This window comes from Candidatus Clostridium stratigraminis, assembly GCF_045310675.1.
Classification (GTDB): domain Bacteria; phylum Bacillota; class Clostridia; order Clostridiales; family Clostridiaceae; genus Clostridium_AT; species Clostridium_AT stratigraminis.
Genome location: NZ_JBJHZZ010000004.1, coordinates 206,292 through 226,322, shown reverse-complemented (window position 1 = coordinate 226,322; position 20,031 = coordinate 206,292). Strand labels below are relative to the sequence as shown.

Here is a 20,031-nt window from a genome sequence, read left to right as displayed (position 1 = left end):
TTGAACTGATTGAAATTTAACCCGTAGGGGGTCAAATTTAAACGCAAAAAGGGGTCAATTTTACTTGACAATCTACATATGTTTTATATTTTTAATTTCTATTACTTTAAATATAGGTTTCTTAGTACCGAAGAAACATTCAGAGTCTATTTCACTAGGGTATTATGTTTCACGCGATCAGAATGGGATATTCTATAAACTTTCAATCATGAATGATAATAAAGTTCTTCTTTATGGCACGAAAGATAATCTATTATTTGAAGGGAAATTAGAATTAAATGAAAAAGAAAATAATTACCTGATTAAAACTGAGTCCAACACATACCAGGTTGCAGTACGTGATGATGTTATATTCTTGCCAATAATTGAAAATGACAGAATTGTCAGCAAGTTATTTACGAAAGTTGGTAATGTTCCCGTCACCTATGGGAAAGAGTAATTAAACATTTCGTTATCAGTAATATGCACTCAAAGGCTAATTAAAATTAAAAAACAAAAACATTAATAATGTTTTGAATATAAGTAGGATTAATATGTCCCGGGGAAAATCCTCGGGTTTATTCACTTTTAGAGAAGATATAAGTTTAATCCTGAATATAATAATAATCCTAATACATAATGATGTGAAATTTATGTGACAAACCTTATAGGAGGCGGATGTTTATGAATTTAAATAGCAAAGTGGAGATCTTTGTTAAATTAAATATTTTGAGTGCTTTATATGCCTTAACTCTATTTATTCAGATTCAGCTTATGGGGAATATATATCGAATTGCAAGAATAACAGATTGGTTAATTAGCACCGTTAATGTGGCGGTTGGAATTTTAAATCTAACTTTATTAATATTTACATCGTTTCTATTTTACCTAATTACAAAAAAATACCTAAGTAAAGTTAAACTAAGATTTTTAATAACAATTCTTTGGATTCCTTATTACGCTATCTTTACCTCGTCTTTATCTCCAGCAATGGTTCGGGGGGAAGAACCTCCGCCAGTTTTAGGTCTATTGTTTATTGGTATATTTCTTATCTATCCTTTTTATATTGCCTTTATAAATCTAATCTCCTCAGCAAATAGATAACAAATCTTCTAAATAGTTATTACGCATTTTTCTTATCTTGCTATGCAAGTGTTTTATATTGCGAATTAATATTTAGAATAATAATGAGGTGAGCTTGTTGGATATAATTGGGGTTTTAATATCGATAGTGGGATCATATTTTAATTATTTATTCAACGGGGATAATTAGAATTGTGATGATGACAGCTGGATTGGTTATTTTAATATATGATTTTAAAAAGCATAAAAAATTAGAAAATTTCTTAATGGGAATAGTCTTATTGTTCGGAGTCCTTCTGGATACACTTACCAATTGCTTTAATGTGCATAACATTTTAACAAACATTTTATTCATTGTAGTGGTGCTTTCATTAATTGTAAGTAGTTTTATATACTTTAGAAGAAAAATCCATACTAAATTCAAGTAAAATAAATAGTTTGTAAGTTCTTTTGATACAGAATCTTCTTATATGGCTAATTAAAAAATTTGAATTGGAGGTTCAGTAATGGCAAATCGTATAATTTTTGGAATGATTTGCATCACCTTCTTTATACTTTACTTCGAGTTACTAAAATTTTTATGGGTTAGATTCGTACCGTTAAATTCATTAACGGACATAGTTTCGCTTTTTATCCTTATCGTTATAAACATTCCATTATCAGTAATATGCACTCAAAAGTTAATTAAAATTATAAAACAGGAACACAAATAATTTTTAATATAAGTAGGATTAATAAATCCAGGGGAGAAATCCTTGGGATTATTATTTTTTGAAGGAATTGTAAGTTTAATGCAGAATATAATAATAATACTAAAACACAACAGTAAAATAAGACGAATTAAGAAGGGGAAAAAATATGTTTTTAATTATCGCTTCACTAATAATGGGGCTTGTAGGTTTTGCTATTGGAGGAATGCTTGGGGGACCAGAAATATTTATATATTTATTTGCAGTTGTTGGAGTTTTAAGTCCAGGCTTATATGTTTTAGAAAAATTATATAAAGAAATAAAAAGAAAAGAAGATAAGAAGTAATCTTCTTCTTATGTGTCACAACAGTAATCTATTGTAAATTTAAATAAAACTTATAATATTCTGAATGGGAGTAAATAAAATGGATATTGGCTCAATTTTTTTATCATTGATTCTTCTTTTTACTATTATTTATGTTGCTGTTAGATTAGCAATTATACCATTGCTATATAAACCAGAAGAAGATGTCACAAATACGCAGGAATCTGGATTGGTTAAGTTGCGGGATATAGGTATATTAAGTAATGATGAACTTGAATATGTAATTAAATTATATCAGGACAGACATGCCCATAATCGAAAATATGAGCAATACCAGAAATATGCAAAAGTTCTAAGTGAATTAAAAGAAATTGATTATTTTAACGATGAAGAATATTCTAGTAGGATAGATAAACTTAAAAGATATTTCAATGTTAGTTAGTATTTATTACGCATTTTTTATTATAAGTCAACTTAATAAATCCAGGGGAGAAATCCTCGGGATTATTATTTTTTGAAGGAATTGTAAGTTTAATGCAGAATATAATAATAACACTAAGACATAATGGTAAAAAATGCGAACCAATTTGCTTTGAAAAAGGTATTTGAAAGGGTTAAGCCAATCCTTGTAGTGTTAGGAATCGTGGTTGAGGGGGCTTTAGTTATTTGGGGATTAATATCTTTAAAAGGACTAATTTTTAATACTGTATAGTAATGAATACTTTTCTTATATTGTAGAGTAAATAAGATTCTATTAAAATAAAACTAGCAGCAATGTTAGTTTTTTTTGAAGGAATTTAAATTAATTTGTAGAATAATGAAATAATAAGGAGATTTAAGTATTTTATCTATAATGTAATTATATAAAAAAAGTATTCTAAAAAAAGCTTAATAATAATACAAACTACTAGATGGATTATTTTAATAATAAAGGAGGCGGAAATTTTTATGATAAATTACAAAAGGTTAAAGAAAGATTTATTAAATGAAATGGGTCCTTCAGGTATTATGCCGGCAATAATTGACGTAGATAATGCTTCTGAGGATAAGCTTATAAAAATTGCTGCTCAGTATGGCTTGGATATTGAAGAGTATATTGAGGAAGATAAATTATAGAAGATAGCAGCACTATTGGTAGCCATTGATTAAAGAAAGGGAGCTTCTACTGTAGCAACTATTATTCTTTATCTTATAATATTTATTCAGAGAAATAAAAGGCTTCCTGCGGGGAGCCTTTCACTCTATAATAGTTTAAACAATGGAATATTACATGTTTTTCAAATATTTTATTATATAACTTAAGGTGTAAAACTCTCTATCCAGCTTTGTAATAATTGACTTTAGTCCTGTTATTATTGTTTGCTCTTCAAAATTCTCTAAAAGAAGCAAAATATTTAACATATTGAGTCCGCCATCTTTTGTATCAAGAACTCGTGATTTTTTTATGTACTGGTTTTCCATAGCTCCAAAAACAGCGCCTCTTAACTCTTCACTTATTTCAAGTTTTGGCATTTCCTCAAATATTCTGATGCCGGGAGTATTTAAAGTTATATTTTTGGCTTTACTTATATCTGTAGATAAAAATACAGTATTTATAAACTTTGCATCCTTGAAATTAGCGCCTTCAAGCTTCACTGAGTCAAAAACAGCATTTTCAAACACAGCACTTCTAAAGTTGCTATCCTTTAAGTTCGTTCCAATAAATTCTGCATATTTAAAGCTGCATTTAAAGAAATTGGTAGCTTTAAAATGGGCCCCTCTAAAGCTTACATAATCAAAAACTGAACCTGAAAAATCGCAGTTGTAGCAATTACTCCTCTCTAAGTTTTTGTACATAAAGTTCTTATCTTTTTTCTCTATATTATTGTAGTTGAAATTTCCTTGAACACTTCTATTTGTAGCCATGGTTGTATTCACCTATGTCCCTTCTTGGTATTTTAAATTTAATAGCTTTTTCTATTTCATCAAGTCGTAAGCGATCTTTTGGATCAATAAAAAGACAGGTATAACCTTCTTCTCCAGCTCTTCCGGTTCTGCCTATACGATGTATATAGCTTTCTACGCTTTCGGGTATGTCATAGTTGTAAATATGGCTGACTCCGCTTATATCAAGTCCTCTGGAAGCCACATCTGTTGCAATTAAATATTGAAAATCGCCGTTTCTAAAGGCCTTCATTATTTTTTCACGCTTTGACTGAAGTACGTCACTGTGCAGTTTTTCGCAGTTGTAGCCACGTTTATATAGTGATATCTCCAATTCATCTGCTCTTCTTTTAGTTCTGCAAAATATTATAGCCATATAGGGATTGTCTTTGTCTAGTATAGAGCAAAGTGCATCCTGTTTTCTTCTGTCTGTGGTTTCTACCACCTGTTGTTTAATTGCATCAAGAGTTACTTCTTCCTTATGTATGGATACTGTTGCTGGCTCTTTCATATATCTATAGGCTAATCTTTTAACATCTGAATTTAAGGTTGCAGAGAAACAAAGGGTTTGGCGTTTTCTAGAGGTTTCTTTAATTATTGTCTCTACCTCATTTTTAAAGCCCATTAAAAGCATTTGATCTGCTTCATCTAGTACGAAGGTCTTTAATTTGCTTAAATCTATGGTCTTTCTCTCAAGATGGTCCAGAATTCTTCCAGGAGTGGCAATAATAAGATGAATACCCTTATGCAGCTTTTTAAGCTGAGAGCCAATATCTTTTCCACCATAGGCTGCCAATATATTAATATCCTTAGCCTTCTTAAGCTTTAGTGCTTCTTCAGTAATTTGAAGGGCAAGTTCTCTGGTAGGAGTTAAAATCAAGGCTTGAACTGCCTCAACTTCAGGTGAAATATTTTCAAAGATTGGAAGCAAAAACGCAAGAGTTTTACCTGTGCCGGTTTGGGATTCAACTATAACATCTTTTCCAGACTTTATAAGACTGATGCTTTCTGCTTGAACCGGTGTGGGCTCAGTGATTCCATTATTTTTGAGTAGCTTTACTATAGCTTCATTAATACCTAATTGATTAAAGTTCATTATCGTATACCTCCCTAATTATAGGGTTCCATTTCTAAATTTAAATTAATACCTACTTAATACATTCGGTTTCAACAGGTGAACCTAATGTTTTGGCTAGTTAATAATACCATACTGTATTGATTATTGCTAATATAATCTCTAGGGACGGTTCCTTATGATTGGGATTCTAGCTTATGAACCACAAGGAACCGTCCCTTATGATTGTTTCCTAAACAAAGAAAAAAGCAAGGGAATGTTTGAGTATACTTATCTTAGTTTACATTTGCAGGCAAAAAGTATAAAATATAGATATTGTAATTTCGTATCAATGTGAGGTAAATAATGAGTTTATTTAGAAGCTTAAAAAGAAAAAGAGAAGCCTGGAATGAAGGAGTAGCCCATGCTACATTAGACCCCGATGGTCCTGGGGTTGCACGAATGCATTTAGTGCCTCCAAAACCACTTTTGTTTAAAGACCCGCCAAGTTTGCTAATTATTAATGGGACATGGTTCTTGCCTCTTGGACCATCATGGGCTCTGGTACTTCGTGTATTTTTTGAAGAACTTCAAAAACACTGCGAGAACAAGCGTGAGATTAGCCCTGAAGAAATTGATTTAATCGAGAAGGCAGTAGTTTCAAGGGTTATTGAGTTGTATCCTGGAACTGATTCCAACTTGATTTTAGAAGACTTAAAGAAAATTGTTACCTTGGCTGTTAATATAGCTACTAAGGGTAATGTTCCTGAGGAAGTACTTTCAGGAATAGCACTTGAGGAATACGGCCAATATATGACTGCTCCTCATAGAATGGATATTATTCTTGCTCCTATGTCTTTAAACAGTAAGCGTGCGTGTCCTTTGGAATGTGTATGCTGTTATGCAGATTACGGCGACATTATGGACATAAAAAAGCCTTTGGAAACTGAGGAATGGAAAGAAATAATCGATAAGTGCAGAGCTGCAGGTATACCAATGCTAACCTTTACTGGAGGAGAGCCTTTAACAAGGCCTGATATTGTTGAATTAGTCCGATATTCGTCATGGTTTGTAACTAGGTTAAATACCAGCGGCTATATGTTAACCAAAGAACTTGCAGTAGAATTACGCAATGCAAGTCTGGATGGAGTACAAATTACCCTTTATTCCCATGACCCCGAGATCCATGATGCACTTGTAGGCAGAAAGTGAGCCTTTGAGAAAACTATTGAAGGCATAAAAAATGCTTTGGATGCTGGCTTGAGTGTAAGTATAAATACTCCTTTAGTTGAAAGAAATAAGGATTATTTAAGCCTTATCCGTTTTGCTAATAAATTGGGAGTTTACTGCATTGGCTGCTCAAGTCTTATTCCTACCGGCAATGCAGTTGAGCAGATTGAAACAGGAAAAGCTCTATCCCCAGTGGAGCTAAAGGGAATTTTAAAGGAAGCTGTAGCCCTTTGCAATGAGTTAAATATGGATATTTCCTTTACTTCTCCAGGATGGATTGACTCAAAGGAACTACTGGAGATTGGCCTTCCCAGCGCACCAGTATGTGGTGCTTGTCTTTCCAATATGGCCATTACGCCCTCAGGAGATGTTGTTCCATGTCAAAGCTGGCTGGCAGGTGAAACCCTAGGTAATATTAGGCATGAATCCTGGAATAAAATTTGGAACAGTAAGAGATGTAAAAATATAAGAAGATATCATGCTGCAAAACCAAAATGTGCATTAAAGGGGGCTCAGTTATGAAAATTAAAATATTGGCTTTAATAATATGCCTTTTTTCATTTATTCCCATACATGTTGCAGCGGCCACACCACCTGATATTATTCATGAAATGATCGTTAATATTGATCCTCAGTCAGATGGAAGCTTAAATATAAATTATTCTCTTGACTATGAAGCAACAACTGATTTCCCATCTGATACTCAATATTTAGAGATTGGTGTACCAAATAGTAATTTTACACTTATTGACTACTCACCATCATCATTAATCTCCAAGGGGTATGAAAATAAATCAGGTACATCTGGGGTGCACCTTGACTTCAAAAGGCTGCCTCATAAGGGTGACCATTTTAAAATTGATTTCACCATTAATCAGCGCTCTATGATGTATGATGCAGGAGATGAAAATGTTTCAATGCAATTTCAGCCAGGCTGGTTTGATTTTGCTGTTATTAATGAGTTGAAGGTTACTTTAAATACTGAAAAATTTGCTCCTATTAAATTTGATTCTAAACCCAATGAGACAAGCTCAAAGGATGCTGTCTGGATAACCAGGTATATGAAAGCAAATCAGCGTGCTGACTTGATTACTGCTATTTATCCTATGAAAGTGTTCCCTGATTTGAAGGATGTGCAGAGTGAAAATTCTCCAATGGGTATAATAGCAGCTATTATTATTTTTATATTTATTGTTTGTTTTATTATAATTAAATTTTCCTCAGGCAATAACTACAAATCCGGAAGATACGGAGGGGGCTACCGGGGTGGTGCTGGAATTATCGGAAGCAGACCATTTGGCAGAGGCGGTGGAGGCTGCGCATGTGCATGCGCTTGTGCCTGCGCATGTGCTGGTGGCGGACGTGTAGGCTGTTCAGAGCGAGGATATCAAATATTAAATTGGCTGATTAAAAACAAAACTTATTGCAGCAGATAATATAAAGGAGGTATTCTTGTACCACTTGAAATATTTGTATTGATATAACAAAAGGGAATAAGTTACCTGCAAAATATATAATTCACACAATATAATACTTCATGAGCTTAAGAATGTGGAAGTTCGTTTAAATTATCATGTAGAGCATTTAATAACTAATTCAGAAATTATGTTACAATACTTCATGTATTTAGGTATATTTGCGGAAATTTAAAGTTTTAATCTATCTTTAATAGGGGGACTTTATGAAAAGATTTTTTATAGCAATAATTATAGGTTCATTATTATTAACTGGATGTACAGCAAAAACAACAGAGCAGAAACAGCGAAATGAAGAGACTACCACATTGAGTAGTGTAAATAACAGCACTAATAAAATAACGGATTCATCTTCGACCAATTCTTCTAACTATGATACTACAAAAGCTATTTCTGATACTCCAGAGGCTACACAAGATACTACTACACCCATAATTACACATTCAACAGAAACTAAAACAGAGAGTATTGCGTTTCAAACAATAAAGCAAAATGATCCAGCTATAGATAAAGGTAAACAAGTTGTAGCACAAAATGGAGTAAATGGAGTAAGAACAATTAACAATTACATATAATTTAACACTTACAAATGGGAAAGAAACATCAAGAGATGTTAAATCAAGCATAATAACAAAAGTACCTATAAATAAAATTATTAAAGTTGGTACAAGAGAGGTCGCTGTACGACCTAGCGGAATAGATATGGAAAAAACTAATTGGATAAATTCCCTGTATAATCCGTCAGAAGGGCCAATAAATTATCATAGTAATGCTGCTCTATTGCATAGGTTCTATGATGATGAACATTTTAATGCTTTAGTTCAATCTGTAATAAATTTAGCAGAGGGAAAACCTGTCTTGGAATCTATAAAGACTCCATTTAAAGACTTGCAGGGTAAAGAATGTCAATTTATTAAATACCAAGAGATAGTAGATTATATGGATTCCCCTAAAATGTATGGTAAAAACTTCCCATTCATTGATGATGCAGAAAGTAATTTTACATATGTAGTAGTATTTTGGAATAAAGACAAAAACCAATATGAATTGCACCATATTGAGATTGCGTTAAGGTTATTACCAAATGGACAGCATTACCCTCGAATATAACTAAATGTACCGTATTATTTAATACTGTCAGACTTTCCTAATTATAAAGTAGTTCTAGTTGTGAATTTCAATAGATATAGTTTTTTAAAAGGTATTATGTATAAGAAAGCTGTAAAACATTTCATTTTACAGCTTTCTTAAAGTTAATTTTTCACAATTTCAAAAGTTGCCCTGTCACGATATGGGATATAAGAAAAATTATCATTTATATTCTCAACAAAGGATTTAATCCAAGCATCTCTTAATTCATAAAATAGGTTTACATCTCCATCTACTGCATCCCAATAACCTTTGTGTAAACACATTTCATTTACCCATTCTATTTTATCTTCAGTACTTTCAGTAATATTGTTTACTCTGTCACAAGGCATTCCTTCAAGTATATAATCATTTAATGCCTTATAAATTATAGAGGCATTAGTAACACTATGTTTATCTTTTGACTCTTTTCCACATTTGCTGCCTTGCTGAGCATATAGTTTTAAAGCTATATTTTTAACTTCCTCACCATATTTATCGATTAATTTAGTAAGAAGTGCTGCTTGTCTAGTTTCAGCAATAGTTATTTTATTTTGAAGCCACCCATGGATATTAGATACATCAATCAATTCTTCAATTGGATTTTCTTCTAGGGGATGACCATATTTTTCTATTAGTTCATTATATAATGAACTTACTTCCTCTCCATATTGCTTAGTATAAGCCTCCACTAAATTTGCTTCCAAGTTTTCGTAGAATTTTATTTTATTAAATATCCATGTATGAATTGGTGCTAAAAATTTACTCATATAAGCTATCCTCTCTTTTATGTTTAAATATAATACTAATTATTCTTTGTTTCATTAAGTTTAATATACCATCTTTTATTTATTTTTACTGTAACAAAAGTTACAGATATAAAATAGGGATGGTTAACAAATAAATGAAGCGATAATAGCTTTAGATTTGAAGAATAAAAAGGCATATACTATAAGCTTTGGAGCATCCAACAGCTAAAAATTAAAAATAAACTTTTGGAGAGAATTTTAGTATTTTAAAATACATATGGACATGTCGACATTTATAGAAAAGAAGGGTTTCATAAAATTCTGTAGAATAACTATAATTGAAGGTAATAATTTCCTTATAGGGGGTATGAAAATGGCAGAAACACAAAGTATTTTACAATGGACATTAGTTTCTGAATGTCCAATTCCAAACGATGTCAACGATTTGTTGGTAGAAGGAGAAGTAGCGGTAGCTGCTTACAAAACTTTCCGTGACAGTGCTATTTTTACTAACAAAAGGTTGATTGTAAGAGATGCACAAGGTCTAACAGGTAAAAAAGTAGAGATTTATTCTCTGCCTTACTCTTCCATCAACATGTGGTCTACAGAAAATGCAGGAAAGCTTTTTGATTTTAATGCTGAAGTTGAATTATGGACCAGAGCTGGACATATTAAAGTCAATCTACAAAAGGGAGTAGACATACGTAAATTTGATAAACTGATAGCCAATGCACTGCTGAAATAATTTGTTTACTATGTTTTGTTTTTCCTACGTCTTATGTAGAGAATATTTATAACTAAGCTCATATGCCGAATTAAGGTTTAGCATATGAGCTTTTTGTATGCCTATAGCAGCTTCTTTCTCATTTCTTTTGATGAAATTCAATAGAACTAGATTTTATTGGCAGGTAGTGTTTGTTGTGAATTATAGGAAATTCTGAATCCTTATATATGGCTTCCTGTATCAAATAAAATTCATTTTCTGATGAAATAGGTGATAGCTTTGCTGAAACATTTCCAGAAGTAGAATATTTAATTTCTACTTGTACATTACTGCATATTTCATAAATTTCTTTTTCTATAAATCCTAAGACCTTATCATGATCATTTAAGTCAATATTATATTTTGAAATTGTTTCAATTGGTATTAAGGTAAAAGAGTATGCTGCAGCATTACCCTGAGTTTTATACCATCTATCAATAACTATGGCCACAGCAGTTTTTCTTCCTAAAGTTTTATTAATATAGTCTGTTGAGGGTTCTATTCTGAGCTCCATATTAACTTCATCAATTATGTCAGCTGAGCATTTGTAGACCGGATGACCAATGGTTTCTAAGCCTTTGCGTTTATCAGATTGAGATCTTATTATAAAATTTCCTTTTCCTCTAATATTTTTAACTAGACCGTCATCTTGGAGCAGTGCAAGGGCCTGTCTTAAAGTTGTTCTGCTAACACCGAGTATTCTTGATAGTTCAGGTTCTGATGGCAATCTGCTTCCCTCAGGAAAAGTATCTTCATTAATCATTTTAAAAAGCTCATTGTATACAGTTAAAAATTTGTATTCCTTATCCTTTTCTATAAAACTAAAGTTATCCATTAAACTAACACCTTTCGTACAATTTTAACTTGTCTAAACATGTATATGTAACTTACAAGAAGTTCAATTAATATTAATTATAGCTGTAATTTTAAAAATAGTCATAAAAATTGAATGAGATATTATAAAAATTAAGAATATGATTTTACTTGTATTTTATCATAGGTTATAAGTCTTGAAAAGCAATGAAAGTAGAATTAGTAATTCAGATAAAGCTTGACAGAAAAAAAGTAGACATGCTATACTTATTATCGTTAAAAATACAAGTTAATAGACATGTTAAGTGATGTATAAAATTGTACCTTGGTAAATTGAATATTTAATAATAATTACTAAAGGTAAATTGATAATAGAATATTTTATCTAAGTGAAAAAGCAGGAAAGGTATTGAGAAATGGATAACACAATTAGTAGAAGCAATAACAAAGCATATGAAACTTTACTTAAAAAGCTGCCGTTAGCATTAGTGGGAATAGCCTTAGTTGGCTTTGGGCTGGCATTTAATTCAGCAGGAATGTTAGGAAATGATGCAGTTGCTGTTTTATATGATGGAGTTCGAAATATAATTGGATTGCCAATAGAAAAACTTGGACTTGTAACAAACATGGTAAACATAGTTTTTGTCGCTATAGTATTTATGGTTAATCGCAAATATATAAATATAGGAACATTTATATATGCACTTCCGCTAGGGAACTTTGTAAGTCTAGGCTTTAAGATACATGATATTCTTAATATTCCTAGTTCTTTAACAGGGAGAATCTTAACTTCCTTCTGCGGCTGCTCAATGTTATTTTTAGGGGTTGGTATTTTTATAGCCATGGATATTGGAATGGATCCATGTACAGGTGTTGTTATGCTTATAAGAGATAAAATAAATAGTCAATATAAAACAGCAAAAATATACTTTGATATATGCTCAATAATAATTGGCTTTGCCTTTGGTGGAAAAGTGGGAGTTGTAACAGTTATTGCTGCTTTTATGGCAGGACCAACTATACAAAAGATATCAGAAGTATTTGATAAGACTGTTCTTAAAAGTTTAAAATTAAGTAAATTAGCCGTAAACAGCTAATAAAGCTAGGTTTGCGCAAAATAAGCATAGGAATCTATCATTTCAGTGATAGATATCTATGCTTATTTTTTTAATTAGCAATAGTTATTCTATATTATGGACTAATTTTTTATGTTCCATTTCATGACATATATTGTAACGCTTTACCCAATTCCAGCATAACATAAATTGTACCATTTTAATTTGGAGGATGTTATGCAATATGAATGTCCATATTTTAATGACTATTACTATGACTACAGAAAAATCCCAAGACCACAAACGAATTTTAGAAGAGCAGTAGCTAGAATATCCGGAGGACCATTGGCACCATCTATTCGTGGCACGGTTACATTTACTGATGAACAAGGAGGTACTCAAGTTGCAGTAGAAGTATTTGGTCTCCCTTCCTTTAGGCCTGCTTCAGATGGTAATCCACAAATTGGACCTCATGGTTTTCACATTCATGAGAATGGCAACTGCACTGTAGGCAATCCTTCAGATCCTTTTGCTGCTGCAGGCTCACACTGGAATCCAACAAATCAGCCTCATGGTAATCATGCAGGGGATTTTCCTGTCCTTTTCTCCAATAACGGCTTTTCAAGAATGATTTTCTACACTAACAAGTTTACTGTAGCTGATATTATAGGTAAATCTGTAATCATCCATGAAAGCCCAGATGATTATAGGACGCAGCCAGCAGGAGCCTCAGGTAGGAAGCTGGCTTGTGGAGTTATTCAAGAAATGATGTAAATAAGAAAAAATTGAAAGCCGCTGTGGATATAACAAGAAGTTTCTCTATTAGCACTAGTTATAATAAATATTAGTGCTAATTTTTTATGTATTGTTATTAAAGGCAAAAAGCAAATATTTCTCAATTTAAGTATACAATATTAAATTTTTTTAAATAAAGACTTTTAAAATTTACCAAATAGATATATAATTAATTAATAAGCGAAATTACGAAATAATAATTATTATATTAGGGGGTAAAAAATTAATGGGAAATGTAATCACCTTGGCAAGACTACAATTTGCCATAACTACGGTTTATCATTTTTTCTTTGTACCATTAACTATTGGATTAGCTTTTCTTTTAGCCATTATGGAATCATTTTATGTTAAAACCAAGGATGAAAAGTATAAGGTTATGGCTAAATTCTGGGGAAAGCTGTTCCTGATAAATTTTGCAATGGGAGTAGTAACAGGTTTAGTGCAGGAGTTTCAATTTGGAATGAATTGGTCTGATTACTCTAGATATGTAGGGGATATTTTTGGCGTTCCCCTGGCAATTGAAGCGCTGCTGGCATTTTTCTTAGAATCCACCTTTCTTGGAATATGGATTTTTGGATGGGATAAGGTTTCGAAAAAAATCCATCTAGCATCTATTTGGATAGTGTCTATATCAACAATGCTTTCTGCATTTTGGATTTTAGTTGCAAACTCCTTTATGCAAAACCCAACTGGCTATGTAATTAACAATGGAAGAGCTGAAATGGAGAGTTTTTCTAAGGTTATAGGAAATCCTCACCTATGGGTTCAATTTCCTCATACAATCTTTGCTGCTCTAGCCACAGGAGGTTTCTTTGTATTAGGAATAAGTGCATATCACTTAATTAAAAAGAATAATGAACAGTGGGTTAAAACTTCTCTAAAGATAGGAGCTATAACTGCTCTTATTTCAACTATTTTAGTTGCTGGTGCAGGAGACGCACAGGGAAAATACCTTGCAAAAAACCTTCCTATGAAAACAGCTGCTTCAGAAGCTCTATGGGAGAGTCAAGATCCAGCACCACTTAGTATTGTATCTATAATTGATGAAAAAAATAAGAAAAACACCATTGAAATAGCTATACCAAAGCTCTTAAGCTTTATGAGCTTTAATAGCTTTACTGGAAAAGTACAAGGGATAAATGATTTACAGGCCCAATATGAAAAGCAATATGGACCTGGTAATTATATTCCACCGGTTACTATATCCTTCTATACCTTTAGAGCTATGGTGGGTTCAGGTATGCTGATGATTTTATTAGCACTGATAGCTTTGTACCTTTATATAAAAGGAAAGCTTACAGAAAAACAATGGATTTTAAAGATATTTGTATTATCAATAGCACTGCCCTATATAGCAAATTCTACAGGCTGGATTCTAACAGAAATGAGCCGTTCCCCTTGGATTGTATACGGACTTTTAAAGATAGATCAGGGAATTTCACCTACAGTTTCTGCAGGCTACGTGCTTACTTCACTTATAGTATTTACCTTAGTCTATTCTGTACTAATAGTTATAGATGTTGCCTTAATGTTTAAATTTGCTAAACAGTCTCCTTTAGGTAAAAATGCAGGAAAAGTTAATGTTAAGGAAGATAAGGAGGGGTCATTATGGATTTAGGAAATTTATGGTTTGCATTAATTGGAGTATTGTTTGCTGGCTTCTTCTTTTTAGAAGGCTTTGACTTTGGAGTAGGCATTTTACTTCCTTTCTTAGGTAAAAAGGATGAGGAAAGAAGAATTATTATAAACACCATTGGACCTTTCTGGGATGGAAATGAGGTTTGGCTCATAACAGCAGGAGGTGCAATTTTTGCAGCCTTTCCTAACTGGTATGCTACTATGTTCAGCGGCTTTTATTTAGCACTGCTTTTAATTTTGGTTGCACTTATTCTTAGAGGAGTTGCCTTTGAATTTAGAAGCAAGAAGGAAAGCAAGGCTTGGAGAAAAAACTGGGATACTGTGCTTTTTGTAAGCAGTTCACTACTAGCCCTTCTATGGGGAGTGGCTATGGCGAACCTAATAAAGGGAGTGCCAATTGATAAAACTATGAACTATGTAGGTGGTTTCTTTGATTTAATTTCCATATATACCTTGGTAGCTGGAATAACTACACTTCTTGTGTTTATATTCCATGGAGCTGTATTCCTTTCTCTAAAGACTACAGGGGAGATGCAAAAGAAAGCTGTTAAGACCGCTGGGACAGTAGGAATTTATGCTATAGCTGCTGCTTTAATATTAGCAGTACTTAGCTTTGTACAAACTGATCTTTATAACAGTAAGCTTGCTTTAGCTGCTTCTATACTAGCATTAGTATTATTAGCTGCAAGCTGGTATTTAGCAAAGAAGGATAAAGTTAAGCTAGCAATGATTACAAATGGTCTATCCATAGTTCTTGGAGTAGGGGCCTTATTCATTGGCTTATTCCCAAGGGTCATGGTATCCAGTCTAAGCCCAGAGTTCAGCCTTACAATTCAAAAGGCAGTATCCAGTGCTAAGACACTGTCTTTAATGACAAAGGTTGCATTAATATTTGTACCAATTGTTTTATTATATCAAGCCTGGACCTATTGGGTATTTAGAAAGAGAGTAAGTGTTAAAGACTTAGAATATTAAGGCGGTATAAAGATGTTTAATAAGAGATTGTTAAAAGAAAGCACTACAAAAAAACTATATATTCCTGCAGCAACCCTTTCAGCTTTACTTAATTCTGCATTTACAATATTAAATGCTTATTTCCTTGCGCTAATAGTAAATGGAGTATTTATAAAGAAGCTTGGGGTTATGGATATTAAGAACTATATTGTAATGTTTGCTGCAAATGCTGCTTTAAAATCCCTTGTTAATTTTATAATTGATGTGTATATTAAAAATTGCTCTGAAGATATTAAGGAGAGTATAAGGGTAAATACATTTACCCTTATACTCTCCTCAAATCCATTTAAAGTTAAAAATCAAAAATTAGGTGAGGTTATAAATATCTTAACTGAAGGTATCGAGAATATAACACCATACTACTCACAGTACATTCCTCAGGCCTTTGCAGCCTTTTTAATACCAATTACTATATGTATTGCAGTTGTTTTTACTGATAGACTTTCTGCACTTATAATGCTTATAACCTATCCTATAATACCATTTTTTATGAGACTTATAGGCTATAAAGCTAAAGAGGTTAATGAAAGGCAGTGGAAAAAGCTTAATGTTTTAAGCTCACACTTTATGGAGGTACTGCAAGGACTTAGTACACTAAAGCTTTTTGGAAGAAGTAAGCTTCAGGAGAAAAAGGTTTTTGAAATCAGTGAAGCTTATAGAAAGTCCACCATGGAGGTTTTAAGGGTTTCCTTCCTATCAGCCTTGGTATTAGAGCTTTCAGCTACAATAAGCACAGCAGTACTTGCAGTTAATTTAGGACTTAGACTTGTGTATAGCAAAATCGATTTTTTTAGCGCATTTTTCGTATTAGTATTGGCACCTGAATTTTATCTTCCTATGAGACAGCTTGGAATGAAGTTTCATGCTTCTTTAAATGGACAAGTGGCTATAGAAAAAGTACAAGCAGCTGAAGAAGCTTTTAAAGAAATTGAAAGTCATAAGGAAGTCTTTATTAATAGTGATCAAATCGCTGTTGAAATCAAAAATCTTAGCTTTGCTCATGAAGAAAAGGAAACCTTAAATAATATAACCTTTAATATTAATAAGGGTGAAAAAGTTGCCTTGGTTGGTGAAAGCGGAAGTGGAAAGACTACCTTAATAAATATTATCAGCGGTTTTTTAAAGCCGGAGTATGAAAAGGTCTTAATTAACGGCATAGATATTAATAAAATAGAAAAGCAAGAATATTTTAAATGCATTTCCATAGTCCCTCAATTTCCCCATATATATAATATGAGTATTGAAAATAATGTTTCTTTAGGCAGCAGTGCTGATTTAGAGAAGCTTTTAAGTATATGTGAAAGTACTAAGGTAAGTGATTTTGCAGAGGGCTATGAGGCTAAGTATAAAACCCAAATCGGTGAGGGTGAGAAGGTAGAATTAAGCGGAGGAGAAAAGCAGAGAATTGCATTAGCTAGGGCACTATATAAAACTTCAGGTCTTCTTATCTTAGATGAGCCAACTTCAGCCCTAGACCCTGAAACAGAAGAAATGCTTACCAGTATATTTAGTGAAAATCTAAAGGAAAGAACCGTTTTAATAGCAGCCCATAGGCTAAACACCATAAAGAAAGCTGATAAAATTGTAGTGCTTAGCCATGGACATATTGCAGAAATGGGCAGTCACAAGGAGCTTATAGATAAAAAGGGCTTATACTATGAAATGATAACAGCTAAGGAGGTGCAGTAATGAGGATACTTAAGGTAATGAGTAGTCTTATGAGAAAGTACCTATTTTTCGTTATACTATCTCTCTTAATGGGACTACTTACAATAATGAGCAATGTAGGAATGCTTTCCACCTCCTCTGTGCTTATATCAAGAGCTGCACTGCACCCAGATGTGCTTGATCTTATGGTACTTATTGTAGCTGTAAGATTTTTTGGAATATCCAGAGGGATTTTTAGATACTTAGAAAGAATATTTTCCCATGATACCACCTTTAGAATCTTAAGCGGAATCAGGGGCTGGTTTTATAAAAATTTTAATGATAACTACTCTGAAAATAATAAAAATTTTAAAACAGGTGATATTTACACTAAGGTAGTAAATGATATTGATACTCTAAAGGAGTTATTCCTTAGAGGAATATATCCGCTAATAACAGCAGTACTCACTGGAATTTTAACCAGTATATTTATTTCATACTTTAGTAAAGCCGCTGCCTTAATATATATAATAATTTACACTATATCAGGCTTTGTACTTCCTGCGGTACTTTTTAACTTTAGTAAAGGCTATATTGAACGGGAGGCTTATATAAAAAAGGAGCTGAATATAGCTATAATTGATTCAGTTAAAGGAGTATTAGAGGCAGCACTGTTTTCAATGAGAGATAAATTTTCAAAGGACTTTGCTGCACTTAGTAAAGAATATTTAAAGCTGCAGAAGAAAAAGAATGTTTTAACTGCTATAGGTGACAACATTTATTCTCTTTCAGCTAGTATTATCATGGCTTTAACTCTTCTTATCACTGCACCACTTATTGAATCAGGAGCACTGGAGGGAATTTATTATGCTATGCTTCCTCTTGCCATAATGGCATCCTTTGAAGCTCTTATACCAATGCCAAATATACTTTATAAATTTAGAGAATCTAGTAATGCAGGCACCAATATTTTCTCTATTATAGATAATGGAGAACCAAAAGAAATCAAATACATTAAAGAAATAAGTAATTATAATTTATTTGTAAATAATTTAAGTGTAAGGGAAGATGGGGAAAGCAGTGAAATTATTAAGGATATAAGCTTTAACCTTCCTTATGGAAAGAAGCTTGCCATTGTAGGTGCCAGTGGCTCAGGCAAGAGCACTCTTTTAAGAACACTGCTTGGATTTATGAAATATTGTAGCGGAGACATTAATTTAGGTGAGGTATCCTACAAAGAAATGGATAAAGAGGAAATTAGAAAGTACTTTACTTATGTGGATCAAAATCCATATTTGTTTAATACAACTATTAGGGAGAACCTTTTAATAGCAAATCCTGCTTCAGATGAGGAGAATATATATAATAAGCTAAGTGAGTTTAATGTAAAAGAGTTAACAGATGAGCTTCCTGATGGTATTAATACTATGGTAGGCCAATTTGGCTTAAACTTTTCCGGCGGTGAAAAGCAGAGACTAGTTCTAGCAAGAGCTATGCTTAAGGATAGTAAAATAGTACTTCTAGATGAGCCAACAGCAAGTCTAGATGTAAACCTTGAAAAAAAGGTTATTGCTGCAATACAAAGTGAAATAGCAGATAAAAGCTGTATATGGGTAACACATAGATTAGTAGGTATGGATAAAATGGATGAAATATTAGTAATGGATAAAGGGCTAGTTGTGGAAAGAGGTACTCATAAGGAGCTAATAGATAGAAACGGAATATATTATAAGCTTTGGAGTATCCAGCAGCAGCTAAAAACAAATTAAAATAGATTAAGTATATGGTATATATTTGAATTATAGATAATATAATATATAGTTAGCTCTATAATATCGGAGGTATAGAATGCTAAACAGCATAAAGAAGATACTGGAAAGTGTCGTTAGCAAGGGAATCTACGACCTTATAAAGTATTTACTGCTTACTTTAATTGTGGGTATTGCTGGATTGTTTTATAATTTCTTCGCTTTACACGGTAAATATTTATTACCTTACGCAATTGTAATAACCTTTATAGCTGCAGTTACTATATGCTTATTAAGCTTACTTATTTATAAAGAAAATAGCCCTATATTTAATATATACAAAAAAACTAATTTTCAATATATACTCCTTGAAAAGGAGTTGTTTTATGATTATACAAATTTGGATTGCATAAAGTATGAGAAAAAGGTAAAACTTAAAATGTTATGTGATAATGTTGACAGGTTCTATGATAAGTATAATTGGACTGGCGACTCTAGCCCTATAATTACTAGCTCTAATCAAATGCATGAGATAGTTCCAACACCCAAAAGAGACTCATATAATACATTTGAGGTTTATTTTGGCAGAACTTATAAAAAAGGCGATGTTCTAGACTTAAAACTATCATTTATAATGGAGGATAAAGGACGTAAGGCTGATACTGCAGTTTCAACAACTGTTGATGAACCCATAAGGAAACTTATAATAAGAATTAAAGTATGTGAAGATTATAGAGAAGGTCCTGCTAATGCTTCTATATACCCTGTGGTAGATGGTCGTCATTCCATCTATTATGAAAAAAAATACTTTGATAGTGATGGGGTAATAGAATGGGAAACCAAAAACCCAGAAATGCTGACGCGATATTCATTAACCTGGAAACCGCCAAAACAAAAAAATTAATATTGTTGTTATAAAGTAA

General features: G+C 32.4%; 22 protein-coding genes and 1 pseudogene. 19 read left to right on the top strand and 4 right to left on the bottom strand.

The features are described from left to right. Nucleotides 1-64 precede the first annotated feature (64 nt). The 5 genes from ACJDUG_RS09260 to ACJDUG_RS09240 all read left to right on the top strand — a co-directional run bounded on the left by ACJDUG_RS09260 (nt 65) and on the right by ACJDUG_RS09240 (nt 3,192). On the top strand, nt 65-439 hold the full coding sequence (locus ACJDUG_RS09260; protein WP_406769600.1) for a hypothetical protein: 375 nt from the start codon (nt 65-67) through the stop codon (nt 437-439). A gap of 224 nt (nt 440-663) precedes the next feature. Continuing rightward, on the top strand, nt 664-1,083 hold the full coding sequence (locus ACJDUG_RS09255; protein ID WP_406769599.1) for a hypothetical protein: 420 nt from the start codon (nt 664-666) through the stop codon (nt 1,081-1,083). 837 nt (nt 1,084-1,920) lie between these two features. After that, nucleotides 1,921-2,097 (top strand): hypothetical protein, encoded by a 177-nt coding sequence (locus ACJDUG_RS09250; RefSeq protein ID WP_406769598.1) that lies wholly within the window; start codon nt 1,921-1,923, stop codon nt 2,095-2,097. A gap of 79 nt (nt 2,098-2,176) precedes the next feature. Further along, on the top strand, nt 2,177-2,518 hold the full coding sequence (locus tag ACJDUG_RS09245; RefSeq protein WP_406769597.1) for a hypothetical protein: 342 nt from the start codon (nt 2,177-2,179) through the stop codon (nt 2,516-2,518). A 506-nt stretch (nt 2,519-3,024) separates the two neighbouring features. After that, nucleotides 3,025-3,192 carry a hypothetical protein gene (locus ACJDUG_RS09240; RefSeq protein WP_406769596.1) on the top strand — a complete coding sequence of 56 codons (168 nt, stop codon included), beginning with the start codon at nt 3,025-3,027 and terminating at the stop codon, nt 3,190-3,192. 150 nt (nt 3,193-3,342) lie between these two features. Here the strand turns inward: ACJDUG_RS09240 and ACJDUG_RS09235 are convergent, their stop codons facing one another. Further along, the gene (locus ACJDUG_RS09235) at nt 3,343-3,981 is read right to left on the bottom strand and encodes a pentapeptide repeat-containing protein (RefSeq protein WP_406769595.1); all 639 of its coding nucleotides are present in this window, start codon (nt 3,979-3,981) and stop codon (nt 3,343-3,345) included. Further along, a complete protein-coding gene (locus ACJDUG_RS09230; RefSeq protein ID WP_406769594.1) occupies nt 3,968-5,095 on the bottom strand; it encodes a DEAD/DEAH box helicase in 1,128 nt (375 codons plus the stop codon). The genes ACJDUG_RS09235 and ACJDUG_RS09230 overlap by 14 nt, the downstream gene beginning before the upstream one ends. Before the next feature lie 324 nt (nt 5,096-5,419). Between ACJDUG_RS09230 and ACJDUG_RS09225 the strand changes: the two genes are divergently transcribed. The 6 genes and pseudogenes from ACJDUG_RS09225 (at nt 5,420) to ACJDUG_RS09200 (ending at nt 8,868) form a co-directional block, all read left to right on the top strand. Then, nucleotides 5,420-6,265, top strand: coding sequence for a radical SAM protein (locus ACJDUG_RS09225; protein ID WP_406769593.1), 846 nt, complete (start codon nt 5,420-5,422; stop codon nt 6,263-6,265). Nucleotides 6,266-6,301: 36 nt separating this feature from the next. After that, nucleotides 6,302-6,805, top strand: coding sequence for an SPASM domain-containing protein (locus ACJDUG_RS09220; protein WP_406769592.1), 504 nt, complete (start codon nt 6,302-6,304; stop codon nt 6,803-6,805). Then, on the top strand, nt 6,802-7,719 hold the full coding sequence (locus tag ACJDUG_RS09215) for a hypothetical protein (protein ID WP_406769591.1): 918 nt from the start codon (nt 6,802-6,804) through the stop codon (nt 7,717-7,719). Before ACJDUG_RS09220 ends, ACJDUG_RS09215 begins: the two co-directional genes overlap by 4 nt. Before the next feature lie 245 nt (nt 7,720-7,964). Next, nucleotides 7,965-8,333, top strand: a complete 369-nt coding sequence (locus ACJDUG_RS09210) for a G5 domain-containing protein (RefSeq protein ID WP_406769590.1) — start codon at nt 7,965-7,967, stop codon at nt 8,331-8,333. Further along, nucleotides 8,323-8,382 (top strand): annotated as a pseudogene (locus ACJDUG_RS09205) (hypothetical protein); the annotation flags it as partial. The gene ACJDUG_RS09210 and the pseudogene ACJDUG_RS09205, both read left to right, overlap by 11 nt. Nucleotides 8,383-8,460: 78 nt before the next feature. Beyond that, the gene (locus ACJDUG_RS09200; protein WP_406769589.1) at nt 8,461-8,868 is read left to right on the top strand and encodes a hypothetical protein; all 408 of its coding nucleotides are present in this window, start codon (nt 8,461-8,463) and stop codon (nt 8,866-8,868) included. Nucleotides 8,869-9,011: 143 nt separating this feature from the next. Here the strand turns inward: ACJDUG_RS09200 and ACJDUG_RS09195 are convergent, their stop codons facing one another. Further along, nucleotides 9,012-9,656 (bottom strand): hypothetical protein, encoded by a 645-nt coding sequence (locus ACJDUG_RS09195; RefSeq protein WP_406769588.1) that lies wholly within the window; start codon nt 9,654-9,656, stop codon nt 9,012-9,014. Between the two features lie 352 nt (nt 9,657-10,008). On the opposite strand from ACJDUG_RS09195, the gene ACJDUG_RS09190 reads away from it, so the two are divergent. Next, on the top strand, nt 10,009-10,380 hold the full coding sequence (locus ACJDUG_RS09190) for a PH domain-containing protein (protein ID WP_406769587.1): 372 nt from the start codon (nt 10,009-10,011) through the stop codon (nt 10,378-10,380). Between the two features lie 118 nt (nt 10,381-10,498). Here ACJDUG_RS09190 and ACJDUG_RS09185 read toward each other — a convergent pair whose 3' ends face one another. Further along, complete coding sequence (locus ACJDUG_RS09185; protein WP_406769586.1) at nt 10,499-11,233, bottom strand: GntR family transcriptional regulator; 735 nt, start codon at nt 11,231-11,233, stop codon at nt 10,499-10,501. A gap of 394 nt (nt 11,234-11,627) precedes the next feature. Between ACJDUG_RS09185 and ACJDUG_RS09180 the strand changes: the two genes are divergently transcribed. From ACJDUG_RS09180 to ACJDUG_RS09150, 7 genes are all read left to right on the top strand, one after another. Then, nucleotides 11,628-12,308 carry a YczE/YyaS/YitT family protein gene (locus ACJDUG_RS09180; protein ID WP_406769585.1) on the top strand — a complete coding sequence of 227 codons (681 nt, stop codon included), beginning with the start codon at nt 11,628-11,630 and terminating at the stop codon, nt 12,306-12,308. A gap of 195 nt (nt 12,309-12,503) precedes the next feature. Continuing rightward, nucleotides 12,504-13,040, top strand: a complete 537-nt coding sequence (locus ACJDUG_RS09175; RefSeq protein WP_406769584.1) for a superoxide dismutase family protein — start codon at nt 12,504-12,506, stop codon at nt 13,038-13,040. A gap of 247 nt (nt 13,041-13,287) precedes the next feature. After that, nucleotides 13,288-14,679, top strand: coding sequence for a cytochrome ubiquinol oxidase subunit I (locus tag ACJDUG_RS09170; RefSeq protein ID WP_406769583.1), 1,392 nt, complete (start codon nt 13,288-13,290; stop codon nt 14,677-14,679). Then, nucleotides 14,670-15,674, top strand: coding sequence for a cytochrome d ubiquinol oxidase subunit II (gene cydB, locus ACJDUG_RS09165; RefSeq protein WP_406769582.1), 1,005 nt, complete (start codon nt 14,670-14,672; stop codon nt 15,672-15,674). The genes ACJDUG_RS09170 and cydB overlap by 10 nt, the downstream gene beginning before the upstream one ends. A 12-nt stretch (nt 15,675-15,686) precedes the next feature. Beyond that, a complete protein-coding gene (gene cydD / locus ACJDUG_RS09160; RefSeq protein WP_406769581.1) occupies nt 15,687-17,402 on the top strand; it encodes a thiol reductant ABC exporter subunit CydD in 1,716 nt (571 codons plus the stop codon). Further along, entirely contained in the window at nt 17,402-19,129 is a 1,728-nt protein-coding gene (gene cydC, locus ACJDUG_RS09155) for a thiol reductant ABC exporter subunit CydC (RefSeq protein ID WP_406769580.1), read from the top strand. Before cydD ends, cydC begins: the two co-directional genes overlap by 1 nt. A 79-nt stretch (nt 19,130-19,208) precedes the next feature. Then, the gene (locus tag ACJDUG_RS09150) at nt 19,209-20,012 is read left to right on the top strand and encodes a hypothetical protein (RefSeq protein ID WP_406769579.1); all 804 of its coding nucleotides are present in this window, start codon (nt 19,209-19,211) and stop codon (nt 20,010-20,012) included. The last annotated feature ends 19 nt before the right edge of the window (nt 20,013-20,031 follow it).

Excerpts from the sequence above, each read along its gene's own strand:
- cydC (WP_406769580.1), top strand. The coding sequence starts at position 17,402 with ATGAGGATACTTAAGGTAATGAGTAGTCTTATGAGAAAGTACCTATTT.
- ACJDUG_RS09225 (WP_406769593.1), top strand. The coding sequence starts at position 5,420 with ATGAGTTTATTTAGAAGCTTAAAAAGAAAAAGAGAAGCCTGGAATGAA.
- ACJDUG_RS09195 (WP_406769588.1), bottom strand. The coding sequence starts at position 9,656 with ATGAGTAAATTTTTAGCACCAATTCATACATGGATATTTAATAAAATA.
- ACJDUG_RS09150 (WP_406769579.1), top strand. The coding sequence starts at position 19,209 with ATGCTAAACAGCATAAAGAAGATACTGGAAAGTGTCGTTAGCAAGGGA.
- ACJDUG_RS09240 (WP_406769596.1), top strand. The coding sequence starts at position 3,025 with ATGATAAATTACAAAAGGTTAAAGAAAGATTTATTAAATGAAATGGGT.
- ACJDUG_RS09250 (WP_406769598.1), top strand. The coding sequence starts at position 1,921 with ATGTTTTTAATTATCGCTTCACTAATAATGGGGCTTGTAGGTTTTGCT.
- ACJDUG_RS09255 (WP_406769599.1), top strand. The coding sequence starts at position 664 with ATGAATTTAAATAGCAAAGTGGAGATCTTTGTTAAATTAAATATTTTG.
- ACJDUG_RS09230 (WP_406769594.1), bottom strand. The coding sequence starts at position 5,095 with ATGAACTTTAATCAATTAGGTATTAATGAAGCTATAGTAAAGCTACTC.
- ACJDUG_RS09215 (WP_406769591.1), top strand. The coding sequence starts at position 6,802 with ATGAAAATTAAAATATTGGCTTTAATAATATGCCTTTTTTCATTTATT.
- ACJDUG_RS09175 (WP_406769584.1), top strand. The coding sequence starts at position 12,504 with ATGCAATATGAATGTCCATATTTTAATGACTATTACTATGACTACAGA.
- cydB (WP_406769582.1), top strand. The coding sequence starts at position 14,670 with ATGGATTTAGGAAATTTATGGTTTGCATTAATTGGAGTATTGTTTGCT.
- ACJDUG_RS09200 (WP_406769589.1), top strand. The coding sequence starts at position 8,461 with ATGGAAAAAACTAATTGGATAAATTCCCTGTATAATCCGTCAGAAGGG.
- ACJDUG_RS09235 (WP_406769595.1), bottom strand. The coding sequence starts at position 3,981 with ATGGCTACAAATAGAAGTGTTCAAGGAAATTTCAACTACAATAATATA.
- ACJDUG_RS09185 (WP_406769586.1), bottom strand. The coding sequence starts at position 11,233 with ATGGATAACTTTAGTTTTATAGAAAAGGATAAGGAATACAAATTTTTA.
- ACJDUG_RS09245 (WP_406769597.1), top strand. The coding sequence starts at position 2,177 with ATGGATATTGGCTCAATTTTTTTATCATTGATTCTTCTTTTTACTATT.
- ACJDUG_RS09210 (WP_406769590.1), top strand. The coding sequence starts at position 7,965 with ATGAAAAGATTTTTTATAGCAATAATTATAGGTTCATTATTATTAACT.
- ACJDUG_RS09180 (WP_406769585.1), top strand. The coding sequence starts at position 11,628 with ATGGATAACACAATTAGTAGAAGCAATAACAAAGCATATGAAACTTTA.
- cydD (WP_406769581.1), top strand. The coding sequence starts at position 15,687 with ATGTTTAATAAGAGATTGTTAAAAGAAAGCACTACAAAAAAACTATAT.
- ACJDUG_RS09190 (WP_406769587.1), top strand. The coding sequence starts at position 10,009 with ATGGCAGAAACACAAAGTATTTTACAATGGACATTAGTTTCTGAATGT.
- ACJDUG_RS09170 (WP_406769583.1), top strand. The coding sequence starts at position 13,288 with ATGGGAAATGTAATCACCTTGGCAAGACTACAATTTGCCATAACTACG.